This is a genomic window from Neptuniibacter sp. SY11_33, from assembly GCF_047778025.1.
Taxonomy (GTDB): Bacteria; Pseudomonadota; Gammaproteobacteria; order Pseudomonadales; family Balneatricaceae; genus Neptuniibacter.
In genome coordinates this window covers 3,208,872-3,227,448 of the sequence record NZ_CP180543.1, presented here as the reverse complement: position 1 = coordinate 3,227,448, position 18,577 = coordinate 3,208,872, and the positions used below count along the sequence as shown (strand labels likewise).

The window sequence follows — 18,577 nt, the reverse complement described above, 5'->3', positions numbered from 1 at the left end:
AGGTTCTGCATGACGCGTTATATCTTCGTCACAGGCGGTGTTGTGTCCTCATTGGGCAAAGGCATCGCATCCGCTTCTTTGGCTGCTATATTGGAAGCCAGAGGGCTTAAAGTAACTATGTTGAAATTGGACCCATATATTAACGTGGATCCAGGGACAATGAGCCCAATTCAACATGGTGAGGTTTTTGTTACTGAGGATGGTGCAGAAACTGACCTAGACTTGGGCCACTACGAGCGTTTCATCCGTACAACGATGAGCAAACGTAATAACTTTACTGCTGGTCGTATCTATCAGCATGTTTTACGTAAAGAGCGTCGTGGTGACTACCTAGGTGGAACGGTTCAGGTTATTCCGCACATCACCGATGAAATTAAGCGCCGTGTTATTGAAGGCGCTGGTGATGCGGACGTTGCCCTAGTCGAAATTGGCGGTACAGTAGGTGATATCGAATCACTACCGTTTATGGAAGCTGTGCGCCAGTTGAAAGCAGAGCTTGGTTCTGCTCGTGCGATGTTCATGCACTTGACGCTTGTTCCATACATAGCGACGGCTGGTGAAATCAAAACTAAGCCGTCACAGCACTCAGTAAAAGAGCTGCGTTCTATCGGTATTCAGCCAGATATTTTGGTATGTCGTTCCGATTTCCCACTTCCAGACTCTTCTCGTCGTAAGCTTTCATTGTTTACCAACGTTGAAGAGCGTGCAGTGGTGTCGCTTCCTGATGCAGACACTATCTATAACATTCCTCGCATGCTGTCTGAGCAGGGCTTGGACGATATCGTAGTAGAGCGTTTCCATTTAGAATGCACAGAAGCAGATCTAGGTGAATGGGATCGTGTAGCAGATGCTCATCTTAACCCCGAAGGCGAAGTTAAAATCGCTATGGTGGGTAAGTACATGGAGCTATTGGATGCCTATAAATCTCTTGTCGAAGCGATCTCTCATGCGGGTATCGCATTGAAGAAAAAAGTTCGCATCGAATGTATCGATTCTGAACGAATTGAACGTGAAGGCGTAGAAATTCTAGATGGCGCTAGTGCTGTTCTAGTACCGGGCGGTTTTGGTGAGCGTGGTGTAGAAGGCAAAATTGCTGCTGTTCGTTATGCTCGTGAAAACAAAGTGCCATACCTAGGCATCTGTTTGGGTATGCAGGTTGCGGTTATTGAATTTGCTCGCCATGTGGCAGGCCTAGAAGATGCGACATCTTCAGAATTTAGTAAAGAAGCGGAGCATCAGGTCATTGGCTTGATCACTGAGTGGGCTACCTCGGAAGGTGGTGTTGAAACTCGTGGTGAGGCTGATGACCTAGGCGGAACTATGCGTCTTGGTGCACAGGTTTGTCATCTTGCCGAAGGTTCTACAGCAGCTCAAGCTTATGGTAGTACTGAAATTACTGAACGTCATCGCCACCGTTTTGAAGTGAACAATAACTACGTTGAGCAACTAGAAAGCGCTGGTTTAAGAATTTCTGGCCGTTCTGTTGATGGTGAGTTGGTTGAAGTGGTTGAAGTTGCAGATCACCCTTGGTTTGTCGCTTGCCAGTTCCACCCAGAATTCACATCAACCCCGCGCGATGGCCACGGTTTGTTCACAGGCTTTATTCAAGCTGCACTGGATAAACAAGCTAAACAGTAAACGAATTAAGGATTGGGGGCGAGACGCCCCCAGAACGTAAAATTTCTGGAGTTATTTCCCCATGGCACAGATCTCTGATATCAAAGCCCGCGAAGTACTGGATTCTCGTGGTAACCCAACAGTTGAAGCTGATGTGATTCTTGCATCTGGCGTGATTGGTTCTGCCTGTGCACCTTCTGGTGCATCAACGGGTTCTCGCGAAGCGCTAGAACTGCGTGATGGTGATAAAGGCCGTTACCTAGGTAAAGGTGTACAAAAAGCAGTTGCGGCTATAAACGGTGTTATCCGTGAAGCACTAACGGGCATGGATGTAACTAATCAGCGCGCGCTAGATAACAAAATGCTAGAGCTTGATGGTACTGAAAACAAAGAAAACCTAGGTGCAAACGCAATCCTAGCGGTATCACTTGCAGCGGCTAAAGCAGCAGCTACTGAAAAAGGCTTGCCTCTATACGCTCACATTGCTGAGATTAACGGTACTCCAGGTCAGTTCTCCCTACCGCTACCAATGATGAACATCCTTAACGGTGGTGAGCATGCGGATAACAACGTTGATATCCAAGAGTTCATGGTTCAGCCAGTAAACTTCGACAAGTTCTCTGAAGGCTTGCGTTGTGGTGCGGAAATTTTCCACGCACTAAAAGCTGTTTTAAAAGCAAAAGGCCTAAACACTGCAGTTGGTGATGAAGGTGGTTTTGCTCCAAACCTTGCATCGAATGAAGAAGCTTTGGTTGTTATTAAAGAAGCAATCGATAAAGCTGGTTACGAGCTAGGTAAGGATGTAACGCTAGCACTAGACTGTGCTGCATCTGAATTCTACAAAGAAGGTAAATACGACCTTTCTGGTGAAGGTAAAGTCTTTGACGCTGAAGGCTTCGGTGATTACCTTGCAGCACTAACAGAAAACTACCCAATCGTTTCCATCGAAGATGGTCTAGACGAGTCTGATTGGGATGGTTGGGCTTACCTAACTAAGAAAATCGGTGACAAAGTGCAGTTGGTTGGTGATGACTTGTTCGTAACTAACACTAAGATTCTGTCACGTGGTATCGAGCAGAGCATCGGCAACTCAATCCTGATTAAGTTCAACCAGATTGGTTCTTTGTCTGAGACGCTAGACGCAATCAAGATGGCGAAAGATGCAGGCTTTACAGTGGTTATCTCTCACCGTTCCGGTGAAACTGAAGATACAACTATTGCAGATCTAGCAGTAGGTACAGCAGCAGGTCAGATTAAAACAGGTTCACTATGTCGTTCTGATCGCGTGGCTAAGTACAACCGTCTTCTACGAATCGAAGAAGAGCTAGGCGACGGCGCAATCTACAACGGCCTTTCTGAAGTGAAAGGTCAGGGCTAAGCGTAGTACCCTACGTAATAGTCTGATATAAAAAGGGGGCTTAGTGCCCCCTTTTTTACTTATAAGATATCTATGTATCGCTGGTTAGTTGCCCTTATATTATTTTTGATACTCGGACTGCAGTACAGGTTGTGGTTTGGGGAAGCAAACCTGCGCGATATTTGGGCTCTGAATGCCAAAATCGAACTTCAGCAAGGCATTAACCAAGAGCTTAGTCAGCGGAATAGTGAGCTAGAAGCGGAAGTTCTAGATCTCAAAAAGGGTAATGCTGCTTTGGAAGAACGAGCTCGCAGTGAGCTTGGTATGATCAAAGAAGATGAGTCCTTTTTCCAGCTGGTGGAACCCGCCTCAGAGAAGTAACCTTATATGACAACCCTACCTACAGAATTTACATATTTTAATGAAAAGCCAACAGGTTCTGCTGTTATCCGTAGTTGTCCTGAGGATTTTCAGGTTATTGAACAGCTAGGGTTTGAGCCGGAAGGAACTGGTGAGCATGTGTTCCTTTATATTCGCAAATGTGGTGAGAATACTGATTGGGTTGCCAGGCAATTAGCGAATTTTGCTCAGATTAGCCCTAGAGATGTTAGTTATGCGGGAAAAAAAGATCGTCATGCTGTCACTGAGCAATGGTTTTGTGCGAAATTTCCGATTAAGCGTAATTTGAATTGGAAGCTATTTGGTGGTGATAGCATCGAGGTATTGAAAGCTGTTCGGCATCAAAGAAAACTTCGTCTAGGTACTCTTCAGGGTAATCGTTTTAAGCTGCGACTTCGCCAGATTACTAATATGAATGAACTGCAACAGCGCGTAGATTATGTGGTTCAACAGGGCGTACCCAACTATTTTGGCGAGCAGCGGTTTGGTCGAGATTTTGGTAATTTAGATAAAGGTATCGCGTTGTTACGTGGTGAATATCAGGAGCGTCAAAGAAATAAGAAAGGTATTTATATCTCTGCTGTCCGTTCTTGGTTGTTCAATCAGGTGTTATCTCAAAGGTTGGAGCAAGATCTCTGGGATACAGTTCTTGATGGTGATGCTCTGATGCTGGCCGGAAGCCAGAGCTGCTTTGTTGAAAATGAAGCGACCGATGAATTACAGCGACGTTTAGCGGATAAAGAGATTAATCTTACTGGTCCAATGTGGGGTGGTGGAGATATGCTGCCAAATGTTGATGCTGAAGCGTGGGAGTTAGAACAGGTTAGTCGCTGGTCGGAAGTGAGTGAACTGCTTGAGCAGTTGACGTTAAAGCAAGAGCGTAGATCGCTCCGATTGTTGCCCCAGCAGCTAGAAATGAATGTGATCAATGAAACTGAATGTTGGCTAGAATTTGGTCTGCCTTCAGGTGCATTTGCTACCAGTGTACTGCGGGAACTATGCAATGTTACCCAGCCCGATAAAAATGAGGGATAAATGAAGATACTGATCTCTAATGATGATGGTGTCTATGCGCCAGGCCTTGCTACTTTAGCAAGAGCGCTTGCTGAAGTTGGTGATATTCTGGTGGTCGCCCCAGATCGTAATCGTAGTGGTGCGAGTAACTCTTTGACTTTGGATCGACCGTTAGAAACTTTTGAGCATGAAAACGGCTTTATTGGGATTAATGGTACCCCAACGGATTGTGTCCATTTAGGTAGTTCAGGTGTGTTTGGCTTTGAACCAGATATTGTTGTTTCTGGGATTAATGCAGGCCCAAATTTAGGTGATGATGTCATCTACTCTGGGACGGTTGCTGCAGCAATGGAAGGTCGCCATCTGCGATTTCCTGCTATTGCTATCTCTTCTGGAGAGTTTCATCCTGCACATTATGAATCTGCGGCTCAAGTTGCTAAGAATTTGGTCGAAAACATTCAACAGCTGAATGTTGCCCCCCGTACAGTAATAAACGTTAACGTTCCTGATTGCCCCCTTGATGAGTTTGCCGGTATACATGTAACGCGTTTGGGCCATAGGACCTGTGCAGGAAAGCCGATAGCAACAGAAGATCCTCGCGGAAAAATACGTTATTGGATAGCGGGAGCGGGACCAGCTGCTGATGCGGGTCCAGGTACGGACTTTTATGCTTTAAGTGAAAAATGTGTATCTATAACACCCTTGCATGCAGATATGACGCAATACTCTGGCATGGATAATGTGGGTGATTGGTTGGAGAATGGTATTTGAACGATCAGCAATTACGCGGAATAGGAATGACTTCGCAGCGAACAAGGGATCGTTTGATTAATCGATTACGAGATCAGGGAATTCAGGACGAGAGTGTTCTGGATGTGATGAGAAATACACCAAGACATATTTTTATCGATGAAGCTTTAGCTCATAGGGCTTACGAAGATACAGCTTTGCCAATTGGTTACAACCAGACTATTTCGCAGCCTTTCATTGTTGCGAAAATGACAGAGGTGCTTTTATTAGAGGGCCCATTACAAAAAGCCCTAGAAGTGGGGACTGGCTCTGGTTATCAAACTTCGATTTTGGCGCCATTGGTTGGTCAGTTGTACAGTGTAGAGCGTATTAAACCGCTTCAGGATAAAGCACGAGAGCGTTTGAAATTAATTGGTCTAAATAATGTACAGTTGAAGCATACAGATGGTGGCATGGGCTGGTCTGCGAAAGCACCTTATGATGGTATTTTGGCTGCTTGTGCACCAGAAAGTGTGCCAGAAGAATTAAAGCAGCAACTTGCTGTAGGCGGCCGTTTAATTATTCCTGTAGGTGGTAGCGATTCCCAAAAGTTGAATCTGGTTATCAGATTATCTGAAGATGAGTTCAGTACTGAAATTTTAGATTGTGTGAAGTTTGTACCATTGTTAAGCGGTACGGTGAGGTAGTAAGTTGAAGCAAGAAGGAAGAACGTGGCGCGACTATCTAGCATTGTCGGGCAAAGGGATGATGATGGGGGCTGCCGATGCAGTGCCTGGAGTATCAGGCGGTACAATTGCCTTCATGACAGGTATATATGAGGAGCTTATTTACTCCTTAAAGCAGTTCGGGCCGGAAGCTTTGTTTGTGTTGTTTAAACAAGGCCCTATTGCCGCTTGGAAGCATGTTAACGGCACTTTTTTACTGACCCTTGTGTTAGGCATTTTTGTCAGCCTAGTGACTGTCGCAAAGGTGGTGCTTTTTTGGTTAGCTGAATATCCTGAGCTTCTATGGTCGTTCTTCTTTGGCTTGATCTTGGCGTCAGTATGGTCTGTCTGCAGGCATATAGAGCAGTGGGATAGTAATAGCTTTACCGCGTTTATCGCCGGAACTATAGCTGCGTATATGATTACCTCTATATCGCCAACCACAATCGAAGCAACGCCGTTATTTATCTTCTTAGCTGGGATGGTAGCTATTTGTGCAATGATTTTACCGGGTATCTCAGGTAGTTTTATTCTTCTACTACTGGGCATGTATACGCCTATTCTGATGGCAATCAAAAATATTGAACTATTTACCTTAGGTATTTTTGCTGCTGGCTGTGCGGTTGGTCTATTGAGCTTCTCTCGGGTTTTAAGTTGGATGTTTAGTTCATTTAAAACGACGACTTTGGCTTTGTTAGGGGGCTTTATGTTGGGCTCTCTGAATAAAGTGTGGCCATGGAAATATACGACTGCTTATACCATTAACCGGCATGGAGAGCAGGTTCCTCTAGTTCAGGAAAATATATCTCCGTTTTCGTTTGAATCTATGACGGGTCAGCCTTCCTTTGTGATATACGCTGTTGGATTGATGATTGTTGGTGCTGTAGCGGTGTTATTGATCGAAAGAATGGGCCGGAGGTCTGAGGCATAGAGTCTGAGGAATAGTTTGGTGGGCTTAAAAGGTTATCTGCTACTGTGTTGCTCTTTTCTTCTGGTTGCATGTGGAGGGAAAACCTATGCGCCGGTGAGCGATCGATCGGTGCCTGTCTCTGCTCAGCCTCAACCTAACTACTATCAGGTTCGTAAAGGCGATACGCTATATTCTATCGCTTTTAGATATGGCTTAGATTATCGTGAGTTAGCTAGTAGAAACGGTATTTCCGGAAACTACAATATTTACCCTGGTCAAAAACTTAGTTTAAAACCTTCAGCGAGAAATACGGTTCCAGAATCTATTGTGCGCGATGCATCTATCATCGCACCCAAGCCTGAAATTGTGTCTAGTCGTCAAAAAGCGACTAATAAATCCCCGAGTACAAGTCCTCAAGTAGCTTCTAAGTCTGCTACGCCTCCAAAGCCTTCGGCTAAACCAGCTAAAACAACTGCCAAAGTTAAGCAGCAAAAAGCAGCAGTAAAGCCTGTACCTAAAGCTCAGACTAAGCTTCCAAAAATTGCTGCAGGGCCAATTAAATGGGGATGGCCTGCATCCGGAAAGATCGTTTCTACGTTTAAAACAAAAGGTGCTGTCAATAAGGGAATAAATATAGCATCCGCTTATGGTACTAAGGTCACAGCTGCGGCTAAAGGCCGAGTTGTCTATGCTGGAAGTGGCTTATTAGGATATGGTAATTTAGTGATTATTGATCATAATCAGCAGTTTTTAAGCGCTTATGCACATAATAGTCGTGTTTTAGTCAAAGAAAATGATATGGTTGAAAAAGGCCAGAAAGTTGCGGAGATGGGAAATTCGGGTGCGGACCGCGTAATGCTTCATTTTGAGATACGTCGTGATGGAAAGCCGGTAAACCCTCTTCGATATCTGCCGAAACAATAACTATAAGAAAATAAAATAATAAAAAACGTTAATAAACGCGTGATAGCACTGATTGGTTAAGGGAACGGGCAATGGAAAATATCGATAATAACTGCAAAACGGATGTGCAGGATATCGCTGTTGAAAGCGAAGAGCTGACAGAAGAGACTCGTGATGAGGGCAAAGATGGAACTCCTCAGAAAAAAGAACCAGAGTTTCTAAATAGTGGTCGTGGGCGCGGTAGTATGGCTCATAAAGACCTTCTTAATGCTAAAAACCTGGATGCAACCCAACTTTACCTAAATGAAATAGGCTTCTCGCCACTGCTGAGTGCGGAAGAAGAGGTGTACTTTTCTCGTCGCGCACTTAAAGGTGACGAAGCTGCGCGTAAGCGCATGATTGAAAGTAATCTACGTCTAGTCGTTAAAATTGCACGTAGATATATCAATCGCGGTTTAACTCTTCTTGATCTAATCGAAGAAGGAAACTTAGGATTAATTCGTGCCGTAGAGAAGTTTGACCCTGAAAGAGGGTTCCGATTCTCGACTTATGCAACGTGGTGGATTAGACAAACAATCGAACGAGCGATTATGAATCAGACTCGTACTATTCGTTTGCCTATCCATGTTGTTAAAGAACTGAATGTTTATTTGCGAGCAGCAAGAGAGCTGGCGCAAAAGTTAGATCATGAGCCATCCCCAGAAGAAATTGCAGAGCTGGTGGATAAGCCGGTTGAAAATGTTGAGCGAATGTTAGGGCTTAACGAACGTGTAAGCTCTGTCGATACGCCAATGGGTAAAGATTCTGATAAGTCTTTGCTTGATACGATCCCTGATGCAGTCTCTTCAGATCCGGCAACGTTGCTACAAAGTTCCAATATTAGTGGTAACTTGGATAAATGGCTGGATGCTTTGCCTGAAAAGCATGCGGAGGTATTATCTCGTCGATTTGGCCTCAGAGGTTATGAGATGAGCACACTGGAAGAGGTTGGGCGTGAAATAGGCCTGACACGTGAGCGCGTCCGTCAAATCCAGGTTGAGGCCTTACGTAAACTTCGTGATATTGTTGAAAAGAATGGTTTGAGTGGAGAAGACTTGCTGCAGCAGTAATCTTGATTTCGCTCTTCGAAAAAAAAACCGCCAATAGGCGGTTTTTTTGTGTGAAACTTAAACAAGCTCTTTTAGTTTATAGATAATATCTAGCGCTTCTCTTGGAGAGAGATCGTCAGGCGATAGTTTCTTTAGCTCTTTCAGGGCCTTTGGTTCTGGCGCTGCGAACATATCATTTTGAATTGGAGGCGGCGGGGCGCTTAATTGAGCGCTAACCGCCACATCTTGCTCAAGTTGCATTAGCTTGGTTTTAGCTTGTTGGATCACAGGTAAAGGTACCCCTGCAAGCTGAGCTACTTGCAAGCCATAACTTTGGCTTGCAGGTCCTTCTTTTACTTCGTGTAGAAATACGATGTGATCGTTGTGTTCTACAGCGGTTAAGTGCACATTGAAGACCGCATTTGCCTGATCGGGCAAACTAGTCAATTCAAAATAGTGAGTTGCAAACAGAGTAAAGGCTTTAGTTTCCCTAGCAAGATTGTCTGCGCAGGCCCAAGCGAGAGATAAACCATCAAATGTACTTGTACCGCGGCCTACTTCATCCATCAATACTAGGCTACGTTCAGTCGCATTATGCATAATATTGGCTGTTTCGGTCATTTCAACCATGAAGGTTGAGCGTCCGCCCGCTAGGTCATCGGATGACCCCATACGAGTAAATATGCGATCAACAATGCCAATTGTTGCAGCTGAAGCGGGAACATAACTACCAATGTGAGCAAGTAGAGTAATAAGCGCTGCTTGGCGCATATAGGTAGATTTACCACCCATGTTTGGCCCGGTAATAACGAGCATCTTACGCTCAGTATCTAAGTCTAAATCGTTAGCTACGAAAGGTTCGCTTAATACAGTCTCTACTACGGGGTGGCGGCCGCGCTGTATTTTGATTTGAGGTGTATCTGTTAGTGTTGGTGGAACGTAATCTAACGTTGTGGCGCGTTCTGCAAGGTTAGCGAGAACATCTAGCTCTGCAGTAGCGGCAGCCGAATCTTGTAGATCAGCTAATTCTTCAGCAATCGTTTCTATCAGGGCTTCGTAAAGCGCCTTCTCGCGTGTGAGCGCTCTGCTTTTTGCTGATAGGGCCTTGTCTTCGAACTCTTTAAGTTCCGGCGTAATATAACGTTCAGCATTTTTAAGTGTTTGGCGGCGAATATATTCAGCTGGTAATTCGGCGTTTTGTGCTTTTCCTATCTCAATAAAATAGCCGTGTACGCGGTTGTAACCTACTTTTAAGGTGGCAATGCCGGTACGATCCCGTTCTTTCTGTTCTAGCTCTAGTAGGTAAGCGCCAGCGTTTTCGCTAATACCGCGTAATTCATCCAGTTCAGCGTCGTAGCCATCAGCAATTACACCTCCTTCACGAATAACCACTGGTGGGTTTTCTATCACTGCTTTGGATAGCAGTTCTGCCAAGTTTGGAAATTCTGAGATTTGCTCGGATAACTCGTTCACTAACGGAGCATTGGCTCCTTCGATTTGTTGCTGAAGTAAAGGTAAGGAATTAAGAGATGTTTTTAATCGCTCTAAATCGCGTGGGCGTGCTGATCTGAGTGCAATGCGGGCTAAGATGCGTTCGCTGTCACCGATGAGTTTGAGTGTGCTTTGAACCGTTTCGAAGTGATAGTTTTCAATCAACCACTGAATAGACGCTTGTCGTGCACATAGCGTTGCTCTGTCTTGAATCGGACGGTGAAGCCATCTTCTCAACAGGCGACTACCCATTGGGGTGCGGCATTTATCGATCACTTTAGCGAGAGTGTTATCAAAACCACCCGATAAATTTTGATCAAGTTCTAGGTTTTTACGCGTCGCCGCATCCAGAGCTACACAGTCATTATGCTGTTCGATCTGAATGCGCCTGATATGAGGTAGTGAAGTGCGTTGAGTTTCTTTTGCATACTGTAATAAGCAGCCCGCAGCGGTTGTCGCGACGGCTAGATGATCACAACCAAAACCACTCAAATCTTTCACTTTAAATTGCTGACATAAAAGGTCGTTGGCGGTATCTACTTCAAAGTGCCAGGGGGATTGCGGGCGTAGGCCTTTGCGTTGGCTTAATACGTCATGTAGTTGGCTATCGTCATTGAAGAGTGTTTCAGATGGGCGTAAACGTTCAAGTTCACTCATCAGCGTGTCTTGGTTATCAATCTCCATCAGGCTAAAGCGACCTGAAGCAATATCTACAATAGCCAATCCGTAAGTATCGCCAGACTGATTAATAGCTACCAGTAAGTTATCTCTATTTTCATCAAGAAGCGCTTCATCACTTACTGTGCCTGGTGTGATGATTCGAGCAACCGCGCGTTCTACCGGTCCTTTGCTAGTAGCGGGATCTCCTATCTGTTCGCAAATAACCACGGATTCACCTGCGCGAACAATTTTACCGACATAGTTCTCCGCTGCATGGTAAGGGATGCCTGCCATAGGGATAGGCTCACCACCTGATTTTCCTCGGGCGGTAAGAGAGATATCTAACAGATCAGCCGCTTTTTTGGCGTCGTCATAAAACAGCTCATAGAAGTCACCCATCCGATAAAACACCAATTGATCAGGGTGTTGTGCTTTGATGCGTAGGTATTGCTGCATCATTGGGGTGTGAGTAGTTGCTGCTTGTTTGGTCATAGAGATATTAATTACTAAATGATGAAATAAAGAGTTGTTACGCAAACTTAACTTGAGGCATTGTACGGTAAATAAAGCGGCTTAAATAGTTTGAATAGGGTGGATCAGTATGCAATTACCACTGACGGATATCGCTGAAAAATTACAGGCAAAAAAATGTTCTATTGCAACAGCTGAATCATGTACTGGTGGTTGGGTTGCCCAAGAGATAACGGCAATTCCAGGTAGCTCTGCTTGGTTTGATTGTGGCTTTATTACTTATAGTAATGAGTCAAAACAGAAGATGCTTGGTGTATCAAAAGATACGTTGGATCAAAATGGAGCAGTGTCAGCTGAGGTAGTAGCTGAAATGGCGGAAGGTGCTCTTAATAATAGTGGGGCGCATATATCTGTAGCGACCAGTGGCATTGCTGGGCCGGGTGGTGGAAGTAAAGAGAAACCTGTTGGTACTGTATGGTTTGCTTGGGCTGAGCAAGGTAAATCAGTTAGAACAAAAAAATACTGTTTTGATGGCGATCGTGAATTGGTTCGAAAACAAGCAGTTAGCGTGGCGTTAGAAGGGATTTTACAGAACTTATCTGATTGAGGGTTGCAATCCGGAAAACTTGTGAAATAATACTGTCCATACATACAGTGTTTTGCGCAGTAATAAGAAGCGCACAATATGAATTTAGAGAAAGTAGGGTCAAAGATGGACGCAAATCGCAAAAAAGCATTAGACGCAGCGTTAGGTCAAATTGAAAGGCAGTTTGGTAAAGGCGCAGTGATGCGTATGGGGGATCAGCCTCGTGAAGCGATTCCATCTGTTTCTACTGGCTCTCTAGGTCTAGATATTGCGCTTGGTATAGGCGGATTGCCGTATGGTCGTATCGTTGAAATTTATGGTCCTGAATCTTCTGGTAAAACAACACTGACATTGCAGGTTGTAGCGGAAGCTCAAAAGCAGGGTAAGACCTGTGCCTTTGTTGATGCTGAGCATGCTCTTGACCCTATTTATGCAGAGAAACTAGGTGTTGATGTCGATAGTCTTCTAGTTTCTCAGCCGGATACAGGTGAGCAGGCGTTAGAAATTACAGATATGTTAGTTCGCTCTAACGCAGTTGATGTAATTATCGTCGACTCAGTAGCTGCTTTGACACCGAAAGCAGAGATTGAAGGTGATATGGGTGATTCCCACGTAGGTCTTCAGGCTCGTTTGATGTCGCAAGCGCTACGTAAGTTGACGGGTAATGTTAAGAGCTCTAACTGCTTACTGGTATTTATTAACCAGATTCGTATGAAGATTGGGGTTATGTTTGGTAACCCTGAGACTACAACGGGCGGTAATGCGCTTAAATTCTACTCGTCTGTTCGTTTAGATATTCGCCGTACTGGTGCTGTTAAGAAAGGTGATGAAGTCGTTGGTAATGAGACGCGAGTGAAGGTTGTTAAGAACAAAGTTTCACCACCGTTCCGTCAGGCTGAGTTCCAGATTATGTATGGTGAAGGTATTTACCATATGGGTGAAGTTATCGATCTAGGCGTTAAAGAAGGTTTGGTTGATAAGTCGGGTGCTTGGTATGCCTACAATGGCGATAAGATTGGTCAGGGTAAGGCCAATGCATCTAAGTTCTTGGAAGAAAATCCTGAGATTGCGAATGAAATTGAGACAGAGCTGCGTAATCGCTTACTATCAACGCCTGCACCGAAAGAAGGCGATGCTGAAGACAAAACTGAAAGTCTCGATCTGATTTAAGGTACTAAGCTAACACAGGAAAACCTCCGTCTATAGATGGAGGTTTTTTCGTTTAAAGAGGGTTGATTATGGATGAGAATCCAAATAAAGAAGCATGGAACAAGGCTATTCAGTTACTGTCACGGCGCGAATATTCTTATAAAGAGCTAAGTCAAAAGCTTGCCCGAGGTATCGAGGGGGCAGATTTAGATAGCGTATTACACAGTCTAGTGGAGGAAGGTTACCTATCTGATCAGCGTTTTTGTGAAAGTTTTGTGCGTATGAGAGTAGGGCAAGGTCATGGTCTTATTCGAATTCGATTCGATTTGAAGCAGAAGGGTGTAGCTTCGGAATTGCTAACTAGTTGCTTAGAGGGCTTAGATATAGATTGGTTTGCTCAAGCAGAGGAGCTATACCGACGTAAATACCGAGAGCCTCTAGCGGATAAAGACTTTAAGGGGCGTAGTAAGCGCATGCGCTTTATGAGTCAGCGTGGTTTTTCCATGGATGAGATACAGTTTGCTATAGAGCAGGTTGCGAACGAAGAATATTAAGATGTTATCGTTATATATTTCAAAGGGTTAGATTTTTTTTGTGCTAACAGTTAAGCGAGTTTTTCCTTCGTAAAACAGATAATCGCTAACTACCTTAATCTGAAATCAAACAGATTATTTTTAGTCTATTTACTACGAATAGGCTCATTTCTGAAAAAGATTCGAACAATTTTCGCTCACGATATATAATGTCGCGCCCATAATTTGTGGTGATTTTACGCTGTTGGTAGGCAAGTGAGGCTTGCTGATGGCTTTACCAGAATGGATACGCATACGGTTCATCTAATGAAATATATGACAAGTGCCGAGATTCGCCAGGCTTTTCTAGATTACTTTAATCAGCAAGGACATGAGGTTGTAGCAAGTAGCTCCCTTATCCCTGCTAACGATCCTACCCTGATGTTTACAAATGCGGGGATGGTACAGTTCAAAGATGTGTTCTTGGGCACAGATAAGCGCAATTACACACGAGCGACAAGCTCTCAGCGATGCGTACGTGCTGGTGGTAAGCACAATGACCTTGAAAACGTAGGTTACACGGCGCGTCACCATACTTTCTTTGAAATGCTTGGAAACTTTAGTTTCGGTGATTATTTCAAGAAAGACGCAATCAACTTTGCATGGACATTCCTGACTGAGACGTTAGGTCTTCCAAAGGAACGTTTGTGGGTGACGGTTCACCATTCTGATGAAGAAGCTGAGCGTATCTGGAAAGAGGAAGTTGGCGTAGATCCAGAGCGTTTCTCTAAACTGGATGAAGATAACTTCTGGTCAATGGGTGATACAGGCCCATGTGGCCCATGTACTGAAATATTCTTTGATCATGGTGCTGATGTATGGGGTGGTCCTCCAGGCAGTCCTGAAGAAGATGGTGATCGCTACATCGAAATTTGGAACGTTGTATTCATGCAATACAACCGTAGTGCTGATGGTGAAATGACACCACTTCCAAAACCATCTGTTGATACAGGCATGGGCTTAGAGCGAATTGCAGCGGTTATGCAGAACGTTCACTCTAACTACGAAATCGATATGTTCCAAAGTCTGTTGAAAGCTACTGCTGCGGCTGTTGGTACAACAGATATGGATAATAAATCGCTACGTGTAATAGCAGACCATATCCGTTCTTGTTCTTTCCTTATTGTCGATGGTGTGCTGCCATCTAACGAAGGTGCAGGCTATGTTTTACGTCGCATCATCCGTCGAGCTGTACGTCACGGTAATAAGCTAGGTGCTAAAGGTGCTTTCTTTAATCAGCTTGTAGCCGCGTTGGTGAACGAGATGGGCGAAGCTTATCCTGAACTAGCTGAGAAGCAGGCTCAGGTTGAACGTGTTCTTCTAAAAGAAGAAGAACAGTTTGCGAAGACGCTTGATCATGGTATGCGTTTGTTACAGGAAGCGATTGATAATCTGGACGGCACTGTTATTCCAGGTGAGACAGTATTTAAACTATATGATACCTATGGCTTCCCACGTGACTTAACTGCTGATGTTGCTCGTGAGCATGAGCTGACAATTGACGAAGAAGGCTTTGAGCGTGAGATGGAAGCTCAGCGTGAGCGTGCTCGTGCGGCAGGTAAATTCTCCATTGATTACAATGATGCGATCAAGCTGGATGGTGAAACTAACTTTACCGGTTATGACAGCCTTGCTGGCGAAGCATCTGCAGTGGTTGCCTTATTTAAAGAAGGTGAATCAGTAGATGAACTTAAAGCAGGTGAAACTGGTTTAGTGGTTCTAGATGAAACGCCTTTCTATGCAGAGTCGGGTGGTCAGGTTGGTGATACTGGTGTGCTAGCAGCGGTTAACGGTTCTTTTGCAGTTAATAACTGTACTAAAGAGGGTAAAAACAACTTACATCACGGCGTAGTAGAAAACGGTTTTGTGAAAGTTGGTGATAAGGTTGCTCCTCAAGTTGATTCCAAGCGTCGTCAGGCGATCGCGTTGAACCACTCTGCTACTCACTTATTGCACGAAGCACTTCGCGTTGTTCTGGGTGAGCATGTGCAACAGAAAGGCTCGTTGAATGATGATCAGCGTCTGCGTTTCGACTTCTCTCATTTTGAAGCGGTAAGCGCGGAACAAATCGCTGAAGTTGAGAGGATGGTTAACGATCAGATCCGTCTGAATACAGAAGTCGTAACTGAACTCATGGAAATTGAAGCTGCCAAAGAGAAAGGTGCAGCGGCTCTTTTCGGTGAGAAATACGACGATGTAGTGCGAGTGCTTTCGATGGGTGATGATTTCTCCATCGAACTTTGCGGTGGTACTCACGCTAAGCGTACAGGTGATATAGGTCTTCTGAAAATTACTTCTGAAGGTGGTGTGGCTGCCGGTATCCGACGTGTTGAAGCGGTAACTGGCCCTGTAGCGCTGGATTATTTTGCTGACCAAAAAGCGCAATTTGAACAGAAGCTTCAAGATCAGCAAGCGAAAAATCGCCAGCTTGAAAAGGAGCTTGAGCAGATGAAAGCTAAGCTAGCGGCTGCTAAGGGTGCTGATCTAATCAGTAGCGCAGTGGAAGTTTCTGGCGTCAAAGTGTTAGCCGCACAGCTAGAGGGCGTAGAGCCTAAAGCCTTACGCGACACAATCGATCAGTTGAAAAACAAACTGGGTAGCGGTGTTGTCGTATTGGCAACAGTGTCTGATGACAAGATTGCTTTGGCTGCAGGTGTGACTAAAGATCTGACTGGTCAGGTTCGTGCTGGTGATTTGATTAAAGAGCTAACAGCTAAACTTGGCGGTAAAGGTGGTGGTCGTCCTGACTTTGCTCAGGGTGGCGGTACCGATGAAGCTGCTCTGCCTGCTACACTGAAGGCTGTAACAGCTCTGGTCGAGGCTGCTCTATAACGATTTAGGTGCACGCATGGCGCTTTTTGTTCAAAAATATGGTGGTACCTCTGTCGGAACTGTTGATCGTATTGAAGCAGTCGCAGATAAGGTTCGAGGTTTTAAGCAGCAAGGACACGATGTTGTTGTTGCTGTATCTGCCATGAGTGGTGAGACGAATCGTCTCATCTCCTTGGCTAAAGATATACAGTCAAAACCTAATGCCCGTGAAATGGACGTATTGGTCTCTACAGGAGAGCAAGTCACCATTGCTTTGCTTTGTATGGCATTGGAAAAGCGCGGCGTGTCTGCTCGTTCTTATACGGGCAGCCAGGTCAAAATTCTTACTGACAGCTCGCATACCAAGGCTCGGATTCAAGATATAGAGGTATCCTCTATTAAATCCGATCTGGAGGCTGGGAGAGTTGTGGTTGTAGCTGGATTTCAGGGTGTTGACCTTGATGGCAATATTACCACGCTCGGTCGAGGTGGATCTGATACGACCGGTGTTGCCTTGGCTGCAGCGCTTAAAGCTGATGAGTGTCAAATCTATACTGATGTAGATGGTGTATATACTACCGATCCGCGCGTAGTATCGAGTGCTAAGCGTCTAGAGCAAATTACATTCGAAGAGATGCTCGAGATGGCGAGCCTTGGGTCTAAAGTATTGCAGATCCGTGCCGTTGAGTTTGCAGGAAAATATAAAGTGCCGTTGCGGGTTCTTTCTAGCTTTGAGGAAGGGCCGGGGACTCTAATTACCGTTGAGGGTGATTCGACAGTGGAAAAACCAGTTATTTCAGGTATCGCGTTTAACCGCGATGAAGCTAAGTTGACCGTAATGGGTGTGCCTGATGTTCCTGGGGTTGCATCAAAAATTTTAGGCCCGATCAGTCAGGCAAACATTGAAGTTGATGTAATCGTGCAGAATGTTGCTGCTGATAATACAACGGACTTTACTTTTACTGTTCACCGTAATGATTATGATGCGGCTGAAGCCGTGCTTGAAAAGGTGTCTGCTGAGCTGGGGGCTCGTGAAGTAGTTGGTGATAATCAGATTGCTAAAGTCTCTATTGTAGGTGTGGGTATGCGATCTCATGCTGGTGTAGCGAGTAAAATGTTCGATGCCTTAGCAGCTGAAAATATTAATATTCAAATGATTTCTACATCTGAGATTAAGGTCTCAGTTGTTATAGCTGAAAAGTATTTGGAGCTGGCAGTGCGCTCTTTGCACACTGCTTTTGATATGGATGTTGATGATTCGGTTAGTGAATAATCGATCATAATGGTTAATAGAAAAAGCTGGTCTATAGTTAGGTTAGCTGTTGTTGTATAGGCAGCGTTCTGGCAGGGATTTGGATGAATGCCAGTATGTGGTCTACCGTTTAGGTAGATTGGCCTGGGAAGTATTAAGGAGATTCTACACATGTTAATTCTTACTCGCCGTGTTGGCGAAACTCTTATGGTTGGTGACGATGTCACTGTCACTGTGCTTGGTGTTAAAGGTAATCAGGTCCGTATTGGTGTTAATGCACCTAAAGATGTATCCGTGCATCGAGAAGAGATCTATCAGCGCATTCAGCGTGAAAAGGCCGAAGAAGGAAATAAAGCGTAATTTTTTTAAAACTTTGCTTTTCTTTTGATAATCACTTGGTTATAGTACGCGCCGTTGTTTAGGTGAGCTGGCCGAGTGGCTGAAGGCGCGCCCCTGCTAAGGGCGTATAGGAGAAATCCTATCGAGGGTTCGAATCCCTCGCTCACCGCCATTTTGATGTGCGCCCGTAGCTCAGCTGGATAGAGTACCTGGCTACGAACCAGGCGGTCAGAGGTTCGAATCCTCTCGGGCGCGCCACTCAAAAAAACAACGGTTTATTTTCTTGGATGCGCCCGTAGCTCAGCTGGATAGAGTACCTGGCTACGAACCAGGCGGTCAGAGGTTCGAATCCTCTCGGGCGCGCCACTCCAAAGAAAATTTCAGATATGCGCCCGTAGCTCAGCTGGATAGAGTACCTGGCTACGAACCAGGCGGTCAGAGGTTCGAATCCTCTCGGGCGCGCCATCTGTAACTCTACCTTCCTACACTTTATAATATTCGTCC

General features: G+C 44.9%; 16 protein-coding genes and 4 tRNA genes. 19 read left to right on the top strand and 1 reads right to left on the bottom strand.

Going from position 1 to position 18,577, the window contains the following annotated elements; genetic code table 11:
• The first annotated feature begins 9 nt into the window (after positions 1-9).
• The 9 genes from ACMXYV_RS15265 (at position 10) to rpoS (ending at position 8,763) form a co-directional block, all read left to right on the top strand.
• The gene (locus ACMXYV_RS15265; RefSeq protein WP_415889307.1) at positions 10-1,638 is read left to right on the top strand and encodes a CTP synthase; all 1,629 of its coding nucleotides are present in this window, start codon (positions 10-12) and stop codon (positions 1,636-1,638) included.
• A 61-nt stretch (positions 1,639-1,699) separates the two neighbouring features.
• Positions 1,700-2,995 carry a phosphopyruvate hydratase gene (eno, locus tag ACMXYV_RS15260; protein WP_415889306.1) on the top strand — a complete coding sequence of 432 codons (1,296 nt, stop codon included), beginning with the start codon at positions 1,700-1,702 and terminating at the stop codon, positions 2,993-2,995.
• Between the two features lie 129 nt (positions 2,996-3,124).
• On the top strand, positions 3,125-3,355 hold the full coding sequence (locus tag ACMXYV_RS15255) for a septum formation initiator family protein (RefSeq protein ID WP_415882435.1): 231 nt from the start codon (positions 3,125-3,127) through the stop codon (positions 3,353-3,355).
• A gap of 6 nt (positions 3,356-3,361) precedes the next feature.
• Entirely contained in the window at positions 3,362-4,408 is a 1,047-nt protein-coding gene (gene truD, locus ACMXYV_RS15250; protein ID WP_415889305.1) for a tRNA pseudouridine(13) synthase TruD, read from the top strand.
• On the top strand, positions 4,409-5,158 hold the full coding sequence (gene surE / locus ACMXYV_RS15245) for a 5'/3'-nucleotidase SurE (RefSeq protein WP_415889304.1): 750 nt from the start codon (positions 4,409-4,411) through the stop codon (positions 5,156-5,158).
• Between the two features lie 26 nt (positions 5,159-5,184).
• Positions 5,185-5,823 (top strand): protein-L-isoaspartate(D-aspartate) O-methyltransferase, encoded by a 639-nt coding sequence (locus tag ACMXYV_RS15240; RefSeq protein ID WP_415889303.1) that lies wholly within the window; start codon positions 5,185-5,187, stop codon positions 5,821-5,823.
• 4 nt (positions 5,824-5,827) lie between these two features.
• A complete protein-coding gene (locus tag ACMXYV_RS15235) occupies positions 5,828-6,772 on the top strand; it encodes a DUF368 domain-containing protein (protein WP_415889302.1) in 945 nt (314 codons plus the stop codon).
• A gap of 93 nt (positions 6,773-6,865) precedes the next feature.
• Entirely contained in the window at positions 6,866-7,675 is an 810-nt protein-coding gene (locus tag ACMXYV_RS15230; protein ID WP_415889301.1) for a peptidoglycan DD-metalloendopeptidase family protein, read from the top strand.
• A gap of 71 nt (positions 7,676-7,746) precedes the next feature.
• Complete coding sequence (gene rpoS, locus ACMXYV_RS15225) at positions 7,747-8,763, top strand: RNA polymerase sigma factor RpoS (RefSeq protein WP_415889300.1); 1,017 nt, start codon at positions 7,747-7,749, stop codon at positions 8,761-8,763.
• Between the two features lie 57 nt (positions 8,764-8,820).
• Here rpoS and mutS read toward each other — a convergent pair whose 3' ends face one another.
• The gene (gene mutS, locus ACMXYV_RS15220; RefSeq protein ID WP_415889299.1) at positions 8,821-11,385 is read right to left on the bottom strand and encodes a DNA mismatch repair protein MutS; all 2,565 of its coding nucleotides are present in this window, start codon (positions 11,383-11,385) and stop codon (positions 8,821-8,823) included.
• 109 nt (positions 11,386-11,494) lie between these two features.
• Between mutS and pncC the strand changes: the two genes are divergently transcribed.
• From pncC to ACMXYV_RS15170, 10 genes are all read left to right on the top strand, one after another.
• On the top strand, positions 11,495-11,971 hold the full coding sequence (gene pncC / locus ACMXYV_RS15215) for a nicotinamide-nucleotide amidase (RefSeq protein WP_415889298.1): 477 nt from the start codon (positions 11,495-11,497) through the stop codon (positions 11,969-11,971).
• Positions 11,972-12,076: 105 nt separating this feature from the next.
• Positions 12,077-13,120, top strand: a complete 1,044-nt coding sequence (recA, locus tag ACMXYV_RS15210; protein WP_415889297.1) for a recombinase RecA — start codon at positions 12,077-12,079, stop codon at positions 13,118-13,120.
• A 68-nt stretch (positions 13,121-13,188) separates the two neighbouring features.
• Positions 13,189-13,653 carry a regulatory protein RecX gene (locus ACMXYV_RS15205; RefSeq protein ID WP_415889296.1) on the top strand — a complete coding sequence of 155 codons (465 nt, stop codon included), beginning with the start codon at positions 13,189-13,191 and terminating at the stop codon, positions 13,651-13,653.
• Positions 13,654-13,947: 294 nt separating this feature from the next.
• Positions 13,948-16,503 (top strand): alanine--tRNA ligase, encoded by a 2,556-nt coding sequence (gene alaS, locus ACMXYV_RS15200; protein WP_415891456.1) that lies wholly within the window; start codon positions 13,948-13,950, stop codon positions 16,501-16,503.
• 16 nt (positions 16,504-16,519) lie between these two features.
• Positions 16,520-17,755, top strand: a complete 1,236-nt coding sequence (locus ACMXYV_RS15195) for an aspartate kinase (RefSeq protein ID WP_415889295.1) — start codon at positions 16,520-16,522, stop codon at positions 17,753-17,755.
• 150 nt (positions 17,756-17,905) lie between these two features.
• A complete protein-coding gene (gene csrA, locus ACMXYV_RS15190) occupies positions 17,906-18,094 on the top strand; it encodes a carbon storage regulator CsrA (RefSeq protein WP_415882418.1) in 189 nt (62 codons plus the stop codon).
• Between the two features lie 61 nt (positions 18,095-18,155).
• Positions 18,156-18,245 (top strand) — tRNA-Ser (locus ACMXYV_RS15185).
• Positions 18,246-18,254: 9 nt separating this feature from the next.
• Positions 18,255-18,331, top strand: a tRNA-Arg gene (locus tag ACMXYV_RS15180).
• Positions 18,332-18,362: 31 nt separating this feature from the next.
• A tRNA-Arg gene (locus ACMXYV_RS15175) sits at positions 18,363-18,439 on the top strand.
• Between the two features lie 22 nt (positions 18,440-18,461).
• Positions 18,462-18,538: transfer RNA gene (locus ACMXYV_RS15170), tRNA-Arg, on the top strand.
• Positions 18,539-18,577 lie beyond the last annotated feature (39 nt).